This is a genomic window from Bradyrhizobium sp. th-b2 (assembly GCF_000426785.1).
Classification (GTDB): Bacteria; Pseudomonadota; Alphaproteobacteria; order Rhizobiales; family Xanthobacteraceae; genus Bradyrhizobium; species Bradyrhizobium septentrionale.
On record NZ_AUGA01000004.1, the window covers coordinates 293,110 to 307,885 of the forward strand.

The 14,776-nt window shown below is 63.7% G+C and carries 16 protein-coding genes; 4 read left to right on the forward strand and 12 right to left on the reverse strand.

Translation table 11 applies throughout. The annotated features are described in order from the left end of the window. Positions 1-19: 19 nt before the first annotated feature. Positions 20-175, reverse strand: a complete 156-nt coding sequence (locus K359_RS58675; RefSeq protein ID WP_084518327.1) for a DUF3096 domain-containing protein — start codon at positions 173-175, stop codon at positions 20-22. A 235-nt stretch (positions 176-410) separates the two neighbouring features. On the opposite strand from K359_RS58675, the gene K359_RS0108740 reads away from it, so the two are divergent. Beyond that, positions 411-770 carry a DUF1236 domain-containing protein gene (locus tag K359_RS0108740; protein ID WP_029079008.1) on the forward strand — a complete coding sequence of 120 codons (360 nt, stop codon included), beginning with the start codon at positions 411-413 and terminating at the stop codon, positions 768-770. Positions 771-886: 116 nt separating this feature from the next. Here the strand turns inward: K359_RS0108740 and K359_RS0108745 are convergent, their stop codons facing one another. The 9 genes from K359_RS0108745 to K359_RS0108790 form a co-directional block, all read right to left on the reverse strand. Further along, entirely contained in the window at positions 887-1,987 is a 1,101-nt protein-coding gene (locus tag K359_RS0108745; protein ID WP_029079009.1) for a hypothetical protein, read from the reverse strand. A gap of 139 nt (positions 1,988-2,126) precedes the next feature. After that, positions 2,127-2,498 carry a GFA family protein gene (locus tag K359_RS0108750; RefSeq protein ID WP_198031129.1) on the reverse strand — a complete coding sequence of 124 codons (372 nt, stop codon included), beginning with the start codon at positions 2,496-2,498 and terminating at the stop codon, positions 2,127-2,129. Between the two features lie 2 nt (positions 2,499-2,500). Continuing rightward, positions 2,501-3,094 carry a bifunctional 2-polyprenyl-6-hydroxyphenol methylase/3-demethylubiquinol 3-O-methyltransferase UbiG gene (locus tag K359_RS0108755; protein ID WP_029079011.1) on the reverse strand — a complete coding sequence of 198 codons (594 nt, stop codon included), beginning with the start codon at positions 3,092-3,094 and terminating at the stop codon, positions 2,501-2,503. Between the two features lie 3 nt (positions 3,095-3,097). Further along, on the reverse strand, positions 3,098-5,326 hold the full coding sequence (glyS, locus tag K359_RS0108760; RefSeq protein WP_029079012.1) for a glycine--tRNA ligase subunit beta: 2,229 nt from the start codon (positions 5,324-5,326) through the stop codon (positions 3,098-3,100). After that, the gene (locus K359_RS0108765; RefSeq protein WP_029079013.1) at positions 5,326-6,261 is read right to left on the reverse strand and encodes a glycine--tRNA ligase subunit alpha; all 936 of its coding nucleotides are present in this window, start codon (positions 6,259-6,261) and stop codon (positions 5,326-5,328) included. Before K359_RS0108765 ends, glyS begins: the two co-directional genes overlap by 1 nt. Before the next feature lie 265 nt (positions 6,262-6,526). Beyond that, positions 6,527-6,718 (reverse strand): hypothetical protein, encoded by a 192-nt coding sequence (locus tag K359_RS0108770; RefSeq protein ID WP_029079014.1) that lies wholly within the window; start codon positions 6,716-6,718, stop codon positions 6,527-6,529. 116 nt (positions 6,719-6,834) lie between these two features. Continuing rightward, positions 6,835-7,746 (reverse strand): S49 family peptidase, encoded by a 912-nt coding sequence (locus tag K359_RS0108775; protein WP_029079015.1) that lies wholly within the window; start codon positions 7,744-7,746, stop codon positions 6,835-6,837. A 245-nt stretch (positions 7,747-7,991) separates the two neighbouring features. Continuing rightward, entirely contained in the window at positions 7,992-8,819 is an 828-nt protein-coding gene (locus K359_RS0108785) for a tRNA1(Val) (adenine(37)-N6)-methyltransferase (RefSeq protein ID WP_245284546.1), read from the reverse strand. Beyond that, complete coding sequence (locus K359_RS0108790; protein WP_021080019.1) at positions 8,812-9,039, reverse strand: DUF2007 domain-containing protein; 228 nt, start codon at positions 9,037-9,039, stop codon at positions 8,812-8,814. The genes K359_RS0108785 and K359_RS0108790 overlap by 8 nt, the downstream gene beginning before the upstream one ends. A gap of 134 nt (positions 9,040-9,173) precedes the next feature. Between K359_RS0108790 and K359_RS0108795 the strand changes: the two genes are divergently transcribed. Then, on the forward strand, positions 9,174-10,184 hold the full coding sequence (locus K359_RS0108795; RefSeq protein ID WP_029079017.1) for a polyprenyl synthetase family protein: 1,011 nt from the start codon (positions 9,174-9,176) through the stop codon (positions 10,182-10,184). Positions 10,185-10,628: 444 nt separating this feature from the next. Here K359_RS0108795 and K359_RS0108800 read toward each other — a convergent pair whose 3' ends face one another. After that, the gene (locus K359_RS0108800; RefSeq protein ID WP_029079018.1) at positions 10,629-11,468 is read right to left on the reverse strand and encodes an AraC family transcriptional regulator; all 840 of its coding nucleotides are present in this window, start codon (positions 11,466-11,468) and stop codon (positions 10,629-10,631) included. 237 nt (positions 11,469-11,705) lie between these two features. Here K359_RS0108800 and K359_RS0108805 point away from each other — a divergent pair, with 237 nt between their 5' ends. Next, positions 11,706-12,947, forward strand: coding sequence for an ABC transporter substrate-binding protein (locus K359_RS0108805; RefSeq protein WP_051346059.1), 1,242 nt, complete (start codon positions 11,706-11,708; stop codon positions 12,945-12,947). 148 nt (positions 12,948-13,095) lie between these two features. Beyond that, entirely contained in the window at positions 13,096-14,199 is a 1,104-nt protein-coding gene (locus K359_RS0108810; protein ID WP_029079020.1) for a mandelate racemase/muconate lactonizing enzyme family protein, read from the forward strand. A gap of 101 nt (positions 14,200-14,300) precedes the next feature. Here the strand turns inward: K359_RS0108810 and K359_RS0108815 are convergent, their stop codons facing one another. Continuing rightward, positions 14,301-14,672 carry a hypothetical protein gene (locus tag K359_RS0108815; protein ID WP_029079021.1) on the reverse strand — a complete coding sequence of 124 codons (372 nt, stop codon included), beginning with the start codon at positions 14,670-14,672 and terminating at the stop codon, positions 14,301-14,303. Between the last annotated feature and the right edge of the window lie 104 nt (positions 14,673-14,776).

Sequence of the window (14,776 nt, forward strand, 5' to 3'; positions counted from 1 at the left end):
GCGAAACCCCGCTTTCCCGCTACAGGTGCAGCCAGCGCAACAGGCCCATCCCCACCAGACCGACGAAGATCAGGTAGATCGCGACGATGTAGTTGAGGAGCCGCGGCATGATCAGGATCAGGATGCCTGCAATCAGAGCGACAATGTGCGGCAAATGCCCAGCGGTGATGACCATTGAAGTTTCTCCGGCGGTTTTTGGAGGAGCGAATCGAGCGGCAGTTTATCCGCTGCGCGGGTTCCCACATCAAGACGCCCGTCACGCCCGCAGGTTCCCGCACCTCACCAAAATTGCTCCAAAATGCCGCGTGTATGGCGGCGGTTTTTCCGGAACATCACCACACCCCGATGCATTGGCTCGCCATGTGCGCTGGCGAAGGCCGGCGTGCTGCGTGAAAACAATGGAGCGAGCCATGCGAAACAGAATACTTGCCGTTGCAGCGGTTGCTGCCGCGATCACGGTGCCGGCTGTTGCCGCACAGGCCCAGACCGTCGGCATTGTCCGCGGTGGTCCGGCAGTCGCCGTCGAGGATGACGGAGCAATCGCGGTCGAGCAGCGTCCGGCATTCCGCGAATACATCGTGCGCGAGCGCGTGCCGAACTACACCGTTCCAGATCGCGTCGTGGTCGGCACCGTGCTGCCGGACGTCGGCGTGACCTATTACGACGTGCCGCAACGGTTCGGGGCGACGCCCTATCGCTACACCGTCGTGAATGGCGAGACCGTTCTGGTCGAGCCGCGTTCACGACGGATCGTTCAGGTGGTCGAATAAGCCCCCAGCCGCCTGAACGCGATGTCCGGGCGCCGCGCAAGCGGATGTGCGTGCAGATCGACCGGACTTGAAAGCCTCGCCCGGCCTCCCCACCGGGTGGGGTTTTTCATGGATGCCTACGATTTCAGGATCGAGAGCAGCGTCGAGGTCGACTTGTGACTCTTGATCGCGGCGTCCTGGAAATCCTGCGTCCAATTGGCCGCCTGCCGCTCCTCCGCGCTCATCGAGGAATATTGCTTGAGGATGCCGAGGCTGAACTGGCGCGGATCGCCAGCGGACTGGCTCTGCTTCAGCGCGTCGAGCACCGCAAGGCGGGTCCGCGTGTTGAGTTCCTGCTTGGCCGCGAAGATCTCGTCGGTGGAGAACTTCTTGTCCTGGTTCAACGAGATCGCCGACAGCGAACGGTTGTCTAGCGAGGACAGGTCGGCGAGCTGTCCGGTCTTGCGCCTGGCATCGTAGACCAGTTCCTTGCCGTTGCTCGCAGCCTGACTCTTCTGCCGATCGAGGAACGCGCGCACGTCGCTTGCCACGCTGCTGAAGTCGCGCGTGTTGCCCGTCGCGGGAGATGTGGTCCCCGCCAGCGCGGCCGCGATCGGGTCACCGGTAATTCCAGATGGCGCCGTGTTCGGATCCTGCTGCGTCGCCTGATAGCCTTTCAGCACCGCGGCGCGCTGGCTGGCCCAGGTCGCAGTTGCCTTCTCCTCGTCGCTGGCGCCATCGAGATAGTCGAGCGCCGCCTTGTAGCTGACGCTGTAGTCGCCGGTCAGGCGCGTGGTCGCGAGCGAAGGCGCCAGCGCCGTGTCGAAGCGCTGCTTCAGTTCGGTGGCGGCAACCGCCTGCTCGTCCGGCGTAAACTTGCCGCCATTGTTGGTCGAGATCGCAAACAGCGAACGGCGATCCAGCGTCGAGAGATCGATCGTGGTCTTGCCGTCGACGATCGGCGCCTTGACGCCGGCCACCGTGTAGAGCCGATCGAGCGTGACGCGCGCGTCGCTCGTCACCGTCGCGAAGTCGGGCTGCGGCGCCTTGGCGAGCTGGGCGCGGGCGGCATCCGACAGCGTGAGGTTGGTTGCGGCATTTGACGTCGACGACGCCGACAGATCGCCGGCCGTGCCGTCGCCCGACAAGGTCGCCGCCAGCGAGGGCGTCGCCGCGGCCCGCGCGTAGGCCGAACCATATTGGGCGTAGGGATTGGGCGTGGTGCCGATCGAGGTCATCGGAGAGGTCTCTGCATTGGCGCAAAGGGCGATTTCTTAAGAAATCGTCGACCCGGCAGGACCTTCGCAGGGCATGGTTAACAAATTGCAAATTGTGTCCAAATATTTCCGGCGCGACCCGCCGCTCGGCGGCGCCCCCTCATTTGTCCGCGACCCAGCGGTGGCGACGCTGGGTGAAGACGGATTGCGACGGCGCGGGAAAGTCGGGGTCGGCGAAGGCACCAACCGCAACGCCGATCAGATCCGGCGCGCGGCGCGGCTCCCAATAGACCGACGTTCCGCAATTCGGACAGAAATGGAACACCACCGCAGACCCGCTGTCGCCGATGCGGCTGTATTCGCGCGCCTCGCCCTGCGGCTCGACATCGGCGCGCGGAAAGAACGCCGCGACGCCATAGGTGCTGCCGGTCCGCCTCTGGCACTCCAGGCAATGGCACAGCGATATCCTGAGAGGCTCGCTCTGACAGGTGACGCGGAGCTGTCCGCAGGCGCATGTCGCGAGCCTCGCCATCATCACCTGCCTTTGCTTGCGACCAGCCGGTGAATGACTTTGCCGGACGACGCGCTGACGACTTCCTCATCGAGCAGCAATTCGGCCGCCGCCAGTTCAGTCCGCACCAGGGCCGCATCGAAAGCTGCATAGAGCCGGCCGTGTGCATCACGCGCATCGTCACCCGCGGTGACACGCCAGCTCAGATAGAACACGCCGCCCGGCTTCACGAGTTCGAACATGCGGCGCACCGACGGCACGATCAGCGCGTGATCGAGATGCATGATCACGGTCTCGCAGAGCACATTGTCGAAGCTGCCGGAGGCGATGCCGCGGAGGTCAGGCAGTTCGGCACGCACAAAGCGCAGCGCCGGATAGCGGGCGCGGGCCTCCGTGAGCAGGCCCTCGGAGGCGTCAAAACCTTCGGCCGGAAAACCGTTGGCATTCAACCACGCCACCTCGCGGCCGCTGCCGCAGCCGATATCGGCGGTTGTGCCGCCCTTGACGAAGAAACGTGTGACGATCTCCTGCAGATCGACCGGCGCCGGTTGTTCGTGCCAGTCCTGCGCAAACGCCGCCGCTTCCTTGTCGTAAGCGGCGAGCGTTGCGCGGTCCATCGATCAGCCCTCGATCCTGGAGAAATCCGCAACCGCACGCGTCGCGGCGCGGATCTCGTTGAGCAGTTTCAGGCGGTTTTCGCGCACCTTCGGGTCATCGTCGTTGACCTTGACCTTGTCGAAAAACGCATCCACCGCGGGACGCAGCTTCGCCATCGCGCTCATCGCGGCGGCAAAGTCTTCCTTCCCGACTGCGTAAGAAGCCTCGTTCTTCACCTGCTCGATCGCCTTCGCCAACGTCTTCTCTTCGTCGAGCTGGTACAACGCGGCATCAGGCGCGCCATCGAAGCTGCGCTTGTCCTTCTTTTCCTCGATCGAGAGGATGTTGCTGGCGCGCTTGGTTCCGGCAAGTAGGTTCTTGCCGTCGTCACTATCGAGGAACTTTCCGAGCGCTTCGACGCGCCGAACGATCAAGAGAAAATCATCATTTCCTTCAAGAGGCCCCACGCCGAGTTGCTGAAGCGAAAGAACGGCATCAACCAAGTCGTGTCGAGCCCCCTGATCGCGAAGTTGAACCTTCAAGCGATCCACAAAAAACGCCAGCAAATCTATCGTTCGAACATCGTAGTGATGTGGATTGAGGTAAGTTCCGTACGAAACCGATTTGGTTCCCTCAACATGAGTGGCACCAACGCTTTCGGCGACGGATACGCGGCGAGTGAGGTCTTTCAGTTCTTGTGCCATCAGTATCGGACCGAACTTGTCGTCGATTAGGCTTCCCATAGCGATTCGAAGCTGGTTCTCCAAGACGATCCTAATTATTCCAAGAGCCGCACGCCGCAAGGCGAATGGGTCTTTGCTCCCCGTCGGCTTTTCATCGATCGCCCAGAACCCCGCCAGCGTATCCAGCTTGTCCGCCAGCGCCACCGCGACGCTCACCGGATCGGTCGGCACACGGTCCGTGGGCCCCTGCGGCTTCCAGTGCTCCTCGCTCGCGGCAGCGACCGAGGCATCCTCGCCCTGCGCCAGCGCGTAGTACTTGCCCATCAGGCCCTGCAATTCGGGGAATTCGCCGACCACTTCGGTCAGCAAATCCGCTTTCGCGAGGCGCGCCGCACGCTTGGTCTTCTCGACGTCGGCGCCGACCAGCGGCGCGATCTCGGCGGCGAGCCGCTCGATCCGTTTGATCCGCTCCGCCTGCGTGCCGAGCTTCTCGTGGAACACGATCTGCTCGAACTTCGGCAGCCGATCTTCCAGTCTGGTCCTGAGATCGGTCTCATAGAAGAACTTCGCATCCGACAGCCGCGGACGGATCACGCGCTCATTGCCGGCGACGATGGTCTTGCCGCCGTCGGGCGCCTCGATGTTGGCGGTCAGCACGAACTTGTTGGTCAGTTTGCCGGTCTTGGGATCCTTGACCACAAAGCACTTCTGGTTGTTGCGGATGGTGGCGCGGATCACCTCGTCAGGAATCGCCAAAAATTCCTTCTCGAACGATCCCATCATCACAACAGGCCATTCGACGAGGCCGGACACCTCGTCGAGCAGAACCTGATCCTCGACCAGTTCGAGGCCCTGCGCGAACGCCAGCTCCTTGGCGTCCTCGAGGATGATGTCCTTGCGCGCCTGCGGATCGAGGATGACTTTTGCGGCCTTCAGCTTGGCCTCGTAGTCCTCGAAGCGGCGTACCGAGATCGCGGCTGGCGCCATGAAGCGGTGGCCGTAGGTGGTCTGCCCGGCCTCGATGCCGTCGACGGAGAATGTCACGACATCGGGCTCCTCGGTCTCCAGACCGAAGGTCGCGGTGATGGCGTGCAGCGGGCGTACCCAGGTGAGCGAGCCGGATCTCGCCGAGCGCGCGCCCCAGCGCATCGATTTCGGCCACGGGAAGGTGCGGATGATCACCGGCAGCATTTCCGCGATTACGTCGATCGCGGCGCGGCCGGGCTTTTCGATCAGCGCGATGTAGAAATCGCCCTTCTTCGGATCGGTCTGGATTTTTGCCTCGCTGATCGAGGACAGGCCGGTGGCCTTCAGAAATCCCTGGATCGCGGGCTCGGGTCCGCCGACGCGCGGTCCGCGGCGCTCTTCCTTCAGATCGGGCTGGCGTGCCGGAATGCCGTGCACGGTGAGCGCCAGCCGCCGCGGGGTCGCGAACGCCTTGGCGCCTTCATAGACGAGGCCCTCGGCGACGAGCTTGTCGGTCACCATGCGGCGCAGATCGTCCGCCGCCTTCGCCTGCATGCGCGCGGGGATTTCTTCCGAGAACAGTTCGAGGAGAAGATCGGGCATCAGACCGCCCTGCCCGTTTCAGTGTGGATCCACGCCTCGCCGCAGGCCTTCGCCAGGTCGCGCACACGGGCGATGTAGCTCTGCCGCTCCGTCACCGAGATGACGCCGCGGGCATCGAGCAGGTTGAACACGTGGCTCGCCTTGATGCACTGGTCGTAGGCCGGCAAGGCCATCAGATGTTCCTTACTGTTCCCGCCCTCACGCCAGCCGGCAGCGAGATATTTGCGGCAGGCGTCCTCGGCCATCCTGAACTGCTCGAACAGCATCGCGGTGTCGGAATATTCAAAATTGTGCCGCGAATATTCCTGCTCGGCCTGCAGGAAGACGTCGCCATAGGTGACCTTCTCGGCGCCCTCGCGGCCGTTGAAGTTGAGGTCGTAGACGCGGTCGACGCCCTGCACATACATCGCGAGCCGCTCGAGCCCGTAAGTGAGCTCGCCCGCGACCGGCGCGCATTCAACGCCGGCGACCTGCTGGAAGTAGGTGAACTGGCTGACTTCCATGCCGTCGCACCAGCATTCCCAGCCCAAACCCCAAGCGCCAAGCGTCGGGCTCTCCCAATCGTCCTCGACGAAGCGGATGTCATGGACGGCGGCGTCGATGCCGATCGCGGCGAGCGACTTCAGGTACAAGTCCTGAAGGTTCGGCGGCGACGGCTTCATGATCACCTGGAACTGGTAGTAGTGCTGCAGCCGGTTGGGGTTTTCGCCATAGCGGCCGTCCTTGGGCCTCCGCGAGGGCTGCACATAGGCAGCGTTCCAGGGCTTTGGGCCCAGCGCGCGCAGCGTGGTCGCGGGATGGAAGGTGCCGGCGCCCATTTCCATGTCGTAGGGCTGCAGGATGACGCAACCCTGCTCGGCCCAGAATCGCTGGAGAGCCAGGATGAAGCCCTGGAACGAACGTTCCGGGCGCATGTGGTCAGGCAGGGCGTCCATCGTCACGACAGGTCTCGCGAGGGGGGTTGTGAAGCGCGCGGGACCGTATCGGCGGCAGCCAATGGAATCAAGGCGATGGGGATGTTTCTGCGAGCTGTCGTCGCCCCTCCCGCTTGCGGGGGAGGTCGGATCGCATCTTTGGATGCGATCCGGGTGGGGGCTCTATCCACGATACGACTCGTGGATAGAGCCCCCACCCCGACCCTCCCCCGCAAGCGGAAGGGGAAGCACAATCCCTGAGTGGCAAGATTGGGAGACCTAAGGCCTAGCCCGGGCGATAGGCCCCGGTCACGGGGTCGCGGCGCAGGGTCTTGATTTCGCCCGCATGCGCGGCCTCGGCCACGCGGGACAATCGCGCCTCTTCCAGTTCCTGGTTGATCCGGACGGCCGTCTTGTAAGCCCAGCGGACCACGGCCAGGCCACCCAGGACGCCTGCGAATGCAATCAGCGGCGGCATCGGTCGATCCTTGTCGTTCACGTCTGTCAGGCCCCCAATGACAGGCATTCTTGCGCAAGCGGGCCTGCGCCGCAATCGCACTTTTGGGACTAAATGGCGCGCTCACAACCGTGTGTTCACAGCCCGAATCTGGCCCAAATCGCCCGTGTTTCCAACGCCGAGATCAGATCGTCCGGCAGCGCGGCGATGCCGTCCAGGGCCGCCAGCGAGCCCGCCCCCGGCGCCCGGCGGCCGAGCAGGCCGGACAGCATGCCACTCGCGGGCGCGATCACCGGGGTCAGCACCTTCTCGCCATAGCGGGCCCGCAAGGTGGAGCGGAGGTCGCCGATGGCGTCGGCAAGCCCAAGACCGACCGCGGTCTCGCCCGCCCAGTACTCGCCGGTGAACAGCGCGTCGTCTGGTGCCTTGAGACGGCCGCCGCGGCTCTGCTTCACCAGCGCGATGAAGATCGCATGGATCTCGCGCTGGATCGACTTGAGCCGGGCGACGTCATCGGGGTTTTCGGGAAGGAACGGATCGAGCATCGCCTTGTGGCTGCCGGCCGTATAGAGCCGCCGCTCGACCCCGATCTTCTTGATCGCCTCCTGGAAACCGAAACTGCCGCCGACCACGCCGATCGAGCCCAGGATCGAGGACGGGTCGCAATAGATCTCGTCGCCGGCGCAGGCGATCATGTAGCCGCCGGAGGCCGCGACGTCTTCCGCGAACACCAGCACCGGCAACTTCTTCTCGGCCGCCAGTTGCCGGATGCGCAGATAGATCAGCCGGGACTGCACCGGCGAGCCGCCCGGCGAATTGATCACCAGTGCCACCGCCTTGGCATTCCGAGTGCCAAAGGCACGCTCCAGCATCTTGGCGACGCCGGAGAGCGTCATGCCGGGCCGCAGAGGCGTCACCGCGCCGATCACGCCTGACAGCCGCACCACCGGCACCACCGCCGTGCCGCGCCTGAACCGCGCCGGAAGCATTTTCTGCGCACGCTCGAGCAGTCCCGGACGTCTGGCGCGATCACTTATTTGTTCACTCATGCCGTTACCTCGAATTAACCACTTTTTATCACGCCAGTGTCATTGGATTCCGTGGAACGCGTTTTGCATTTTGTCATTGAGGTTGCAACGCGCGGCGGAGAGGGACTCATGAAGATCTACCTGCTGATTTTGCTGATCGGTGCGCTCCTGGCGGCGATCCACTTCACCTCAACGCCTGATCGCCAGTCAGAAACGGCTTCGCAGTAACTTAGTGCCAGTCACTACGTGGGCAGTTCGCCTGCCCGCTAGCGCCGCGCCAGCGGCAATTCTCCCTTTCCAGCCAAGATCTCCTGCACCCATTTATTGGGCACACCTGACTCTTCCTTGAGCAGCAATGCGGCATGGAGCCGCGTCGGCGCCCGGCCGCCCTTGACCGCCCGCACCAGGATTCGAATGGCCGGCGACGTCGCGTCGGCGTGAACCGGCAAGATCTCGAGGCTGCCGAAGCCGCGGTCCAGCGCGGCCAGCACTTCGGCAATGCCGTCGGCCCGCCAGATCAGCGCCAGCTGCCCGTTCGACCTGAGAATCCGCCGTGCGACGTGGACCCAGCCGGCGAGCGTGGTCGCGGTTGCGACATGGGCGCGCTCCCGCTCGCCGTCCGGCGAGGCCTGGTGCCGCGACGGATCGTTGAACGGCGGGTTCATCAGCACGACGTCGGCGCTGTCGGGTGTCAGGCCGGCGTCATCGAAGGCGGCAGCACCGGACTCGACATCGAGCACGATCACGTCGGCCATGATCGCGTTGGCGCCTGCATTATTCCGTGCGAGCTCGGCCAGCGCCGGGTCGATTTCGACCAGGACAAGATCGATCCCCCTCACCCGCCGCGCCACGGCGAGCCCGGCGGCGCCGACGCCGGAACCGAGATCGACGACGCGGTCGCCGGATCGCGCCGGCGTCGCCGCGGCCAGCAGGATCGCGTCATGGCCGGCGCGGTGGCCGCCGCGCGGCTGCCGCAGGCGCAATTGCCCGCCGAGAAATCCGTCTTCGGTGATGTCGGCGGCCGGAGACTCCTTTTTTGACGCGTTTTGTTCACGCGAACCGGGGTCCACTTCGCTTGAAAACGCTCTAATCATCGGCCCGCAACTCGTGGCCGAGGCCGGCGTCGGTCAGGAGCTGGCGGGCCTCGTGGTTGTCGTCCTCGTGCACCAGGATCCGCCGCGGCAGCACGCCGAGCGAGCCCTCGATGATGCTCATGTTCTGGTCCAGCACCAGATGATGGATGTTAGCGCTGTCGAGCAACGCGCCGATGGCGGAGACCAGCACCACGTCATTGGTCCGTACCAATTCCCGCAAAACGCACTCTCCTGTGGCCCCGGCTGTGCGGCTATTGCGCCACATGTCAATAACTTGATGGCCTTGCCGCTGCACCGCGCAGTTTCTATTGTTATAGCTGAGCTAGTGCGAAATCGGCAAAATTGGAGACCAGCGTGGCGGTTATTGTACCCTTCGAAAGCCCGTCCAATGCTTCGATCGACGGGCTGGTGGGACTTCTCGCCGCGGACATGGAGCGCGTCAACGCGACGATCCTCTCCAGGACCGGCTCCGAGGTCACCATGATCCCCGAGGTCGCCAATCATTTGATCTCCTCCGGGGGCAAGCGGCTGCGTCCGATGCTGACGCTGGCGATGGCCCAGCTCGCGGATTATTCGGGCGACGGCCATATCAAGCTCGCCGCCGCCGTCGAGTTCATGCACACCGCGACCCTGCTGCATGACGACGTGGTCGACGAGAGCGAACTGCGCCGCGGCAAACTGTCCGCGCGGATGCTGTGGGGCAATGAGGCCAGCGTGCTGGTCGGCGACTTCCTGCTCGGCCAGGCGTTCCGCATGATGGTCGAGGTCGGCTCGCTGCGCGCGCTCGACATCCTGTCGGCGGCCGCCGCTACCATCGCCGAGGGCGAGGTGATGCAGCTTGCGGCGGCCAAGAACACCGCGACCACCGAGGACGAATATCTCGCCGTGATCCGCGGCAAGACCGCGGAGCTGTTCGCCGCGGCCTGCGAGGTCGGCCCCGTGATCGCCAACCGGCCGAAGGCCGAGCAGACCGCCTGCCGCTCGGTCGGCATGAATCTCGGCATCGCCTTCCAGCTCGTCGACGACGTGCTCGACTATGGCGGCAAGTCGGCCAAGCTCGGCAAGAATGTCGGCGACGATTTCCGCGAGGGCAAGATCACGCTTCCCGTGGTGCTGGCGTTCCGCCGCGGCAACGACACCGAGCGCAAGTTCTGGATCCGCGCACTCGAGCGCGGCGAGATCGGCGCTGCCGACCTCGACCACGCGATCGGGCTGATGACCAAGCACCGCGCGCTCGAAGACACGATCAGCCGCGCCCAGCACTACGGCGCGATGTCGGTCGACGCACTGGCGCTGTTCCCGCCCTCGCCGATGAAGACGGCGCTGGAAGAGGTCGTCGCGTTCTGCCTGGCGCGGTCGCATTAGGCTAGACACTCCCTAGCAACATAGACGACGTCGTCCCTGCGAAAGCAGGGACCCATAACCACCGAATTTGGTGATGAACGGGATCGCGGCCCCAGCGTCGCGCAACAATTGAGATTTGGGGTAATGGGTCCCGGCCCCCGTGCGCAATTGCGCACTAGGCCGGGACGACACTGAGTGTGTCGCGCGATGGAGGATCCTCTCGATTAAAGATACCGAACAACGCGGTGTCATCACCCGCGCATGCGGGTGATCCAGTATTCCAGAGACGCCTGTGCTTGAACCGATAGGCCGCGGCCCACTGGATCGCCCGGTCGAGCCGGGCGATGACAGATGAGGATGAGGGTACAACTTCGCATTCTCGCGACATGAACCGTCCGCTGCGCGCGCCCCGGAATGACGAAAAGAGAGGCGATCCGCGCTACAAAGCGCGCGGCTCGCCCCACGCTACCCCTCCACCGGCACCCAGATCTCGAGCCCGCCGTTGCCGCTGTTCTTGTCGAACTTCTCGTCGTAGCGCTCGAAGCTCGGGGCGTCGGCGACCTTCATGCCAGATTGCGGCAGCCAGCGATTCCAGATCGTGTTGACGGTGCGGCGGATGGTCGAGACGTGGTCGGTGTGGGTGAACACGAGATATTTCTGCGCCGGGATTCTGACGTGCGCGAACTCGCGCGGCAGGTCGGAGAAATCGGCGACCTCCAACCCTGCGATGTAGTCGAAATTGCCGGCGTCGTCGCCGTTGCAGCAGACGCCGTAGGCGATGCTGCCGACCTGGCGAGGGATATGCGCGCATTGCTGGTGGAAGCCATGCCACTGGTTCGGGATGCCGGCCGTGCTGTCATTGACGTGGTTGTAGCGCTCGCCGACACCGGCGACGAGAAAGGCCTTGCCGGTTGCGATACGCGGCGGATCGATGTGATCGAGAGCGGTCGAGATCATGGTGATCGGCTCCTGCAGCTTGAGCTTCGTCAGGCACGTCGTGGCGCGCACCGTCTCGGGCGTGACGCCGAAATGGTCGCGAAACGCGCGGGTGAATGCTTCGTGGGAGCCGTAATCCGCATCCAGCGCCAGGCTGAGAATATCGGGCGCCCCGGCCGCGAGCTCGCGCGCGGCCTCGCTGAGGCGGCGCGCCCGCAAATAGCGCATCACCGAGAACCCGGTTGCTTCCGCGAACGCCCGCACCAGATGAAAGCGCGAGACCCCGGCGACGGCTGCAATGTCATCGAGCGTCATCGGCCGACGGAGGTGGCTCTCGATGTACCAGAGCGCCTTCTGGGCTGGATTCATGGACGACGGCCTTCCTTCAAAGCACGCACATCATGCGCGTCTGCCTACGCGGCGCTTGACAGTCCTTGCTGCGCAACGGTGGAAACTCTGGTTCCGCTCTGCGGAAATTTACCGCAAAGCCGTCGCTGGTAACACCGTTGCAATCGTGCATACTCGCAGTTGCATCGATCCGACGGCTCATCAAGCTGCCCGAAAATCAAGACTGCACGAGCCGCGGCCAGCATGTCAGGGAGGACAATGATGCACTACCCACGCCTGAGCTATGTCAACTGCGTCAAATCAGCGGCGCTTGCGGGGCTTCTGACGATCGCCGTCGCAACCGCCGCCAACGCACAGAAGAAATACGATCCGGGCGCGACCGACACCGAGATCAAGGTCGGCAACATCATGCCCTATTCGGGTCCGGCGTCCGCCTACGCCACGATCGGCAAGACCGAAGCCGCCTATTTCAACAAGCTCAACAGCGAAGGCGGCATCAACGGACGCAAGGTCAACTTCATCTCCTATGATGACGCCTACAGCCCGCCGAAGATGGTCGAGCAGGCCCGCAAGCTGGTCGAGAGCGACGAGGTGCTCTTGATCTTCAATCCGCTGGGAACGCCGGGCAACACCGCGATCCAGAAATACATGAATGCCAAGAAGGTGCCGCAGCTGTTCGTCTCCACCGGCGCCGCCAAGTGGAACGACCCGAAGAATTTCCCGTGGACCATGGGCTGGCAGCCGAGCTACCAGGTCGAAGCCCGCATCTATGCCAAATACATTCTGCAGAAATATCCCGGCAAGACCATCGGCGTGCTCTATCAGAACGACGATTTCGGCAAGGACTATCTGATCGGGCTGCACGACGGGCTCGGCGATCAGGCCAAGAAGCTGATCATCGTCGAATCCTCCTACGAGACCTCGTCACCGACGGTGGATTCGCAGATCGTGCAGATCAAGGGCGCCAACCCCGACATCTTCGTCAACATCGCAACCCCGAAATTCGCAGCGCAGGCGATCAAGAAGGCCGCTGAGCTCGACTGGCATCCGGTCCAGTTCCTGACCAACGTCTCGGTCTCGATCGGCGGCGTGATGAAGCCGGCCGGCTACGAGGCGAGCCAGGACATCCTGTCGACCCAGTATCTGAAGGATCCCGCGGATCACGAGTGGAAGAACGATTCGGCCATGAACGAGTGGCGTGCCTTCATGACCAAGTGGTATCCTGAAGGCGACCAGAACGACGCCTCGACCGTGTTCGGCTATGGCGTCGCCAAGGGGCTGGAGCAGGTGTTGCGGCAATGCGGCGACGACCTCACCCGCGAGAACCTGATCAAGCAGGCGGCCAGCCTCAACTTCGAGATCGGCATCTACCTGCCCGGCACCAAGATCAAGACCGGGCCGGATGACTATGCACCGATCGAGCAGTTGCAGATGATGCGCTTCAAGGGCGAGAGCTGGGAGCGGTTCGGTCCCGTCATGAGCGGCGAGAAGAGCTCGTAACAGCTTTCTCCACAATTCCGCAGTCCCCGATGCCCGGCCTGAAACCGGGCATCCACGTCTTCGACACGATTGACGAGCAAGACTCGTCACAAGCAAGAGTTGGGATGGCCGGAACCAGGCACATCCTGCGATCGGAAGGACAACAACAATGAAGATCACCGATGTCCGCGCCCACCATATCCGGATTCCCTATGACGCAGGGCCAGCGAGCTTCCGCCAGGGCGCATCCGCGATCTCGGCGCTCGATATGGTGCTGGTCGAGGTGTCGACCGATGCCGGCCTGACCGGCTGGGGCGATGCCTTCGCTTATGTCTGCCCGAAGACGAGTTGCGCGGCGGTGACCGAGATGATCGCGCCGCAGGCCCGCGGCCTCGACGTGCCGGACGCTACCCAAATTCCCGCCGTGATGGAGCAGATCCAGCGCAATCTGCACCTGTTCGGCCGCTACGGCATCACGATGTTTGCGATCTCGGCGCTCGACATCGCGCTGTGGGATCTGGCCGGCAAGGTGAAGGGCACACCGCTGCATCAATTGATCGGCGGCGCGCGGCGCAGCTCCATTCCGGCCTATGCAAGCCTGATGCGGATCGGCAATCCCGCGCAGATCGCGGCCGAATGCAAGAAGGCGATCAAGCTTGGCTATGCCGCGATCAAGCTGCACGAGACCACCGTGCCGGCGGTATCAGCCGCACGCGAGGCGATCGGCCCCACCGTGCCGCTGATGGTTGACATGAACTGCCCGCTGGACGGACCGGCGGCGATACAATTCGCCCGCAACTGCAAGCAGGCCGGGCCGATGTTCCTGGAGGAGCCGGTCTGGCCGCCGGAGGATTTTGCGACGCTCGCCGAGGTGCGCAAGGAAGGCCGGCTCGATATCGCGGCCGGCGAGAACGCCTGCACCGTGCACCAATTCCGCCAGATGATGACTGCCGGCGCCGTCAGTCACGCGCAGCCGTCGGTGATCAAGGTCGGCGGCGTCACCGAATTCCTGAAGGTCGCCGTGCTTGCCGACGAGTTCGGCGTCCAGGTGATTCCGCACTCGCCCTATTTCGGGCCGGGCTTCCTCGCCACGCTGCATCTGATGGCGATCCGCGACGAAGGCCTGATCGAAATGTTCTTCATGAAGCGCCCTGCCTGCCTGTGGGGCGACCGCATCGCCGTCGACGCCAACGGCCATGTCGCCGTGCCGCAGGGCCCCGGGCTCGGCTACGAGCCGGATCGCGACGTGATGGAGCAATTTCGGGTGGCGTGAAGCGCCTCCCTGTCATTGCGAGCGAAGCGAAGCAATCCATCGATCCGCGCACGAGGAAAGACGGATTGCTTCGTCGCTTCGCTCCTCGCAATGACGGGAGGCTACTTCGTCCCATCCTTCGCAGCAGGTGCAGCATCCTTCGTCGTCGGAGCGTCGGCTTTCTTCTTCAAATCTTCGGTCAGCTTGGCCTGCGCCGCCTGCTGATCGGCAACGAGCTTCTGCAAACTCGCAACCGAACTCTTCAGGCTTTCGATCTGCCGGCTGGCTGCGTCGAGCTTCTGCTGATGATCTGATGTCAGCTTGTTGATGGTCTTCTGCAGGAAATCGACATTGCTCTGCAGACAGCTGGTGCGCCGCTCCATCGTCTTCTCGACAGTGCAGATCTCGATGCCGGGAACGTCTTGCGCATGCGCAGTTCCGACGACGCCGAGCGCAATCAGCGCGAGCAAGGCAACAGCGATACGAGCGAACATCATCATCCCCAATCAGACGCGTCTTTCACAGTTTTGTGCTCGCGACGCTGAAAGCTGGGCAGACATACCACACTGAAACCGCATTCAAGCGGTGTGCTTCACCC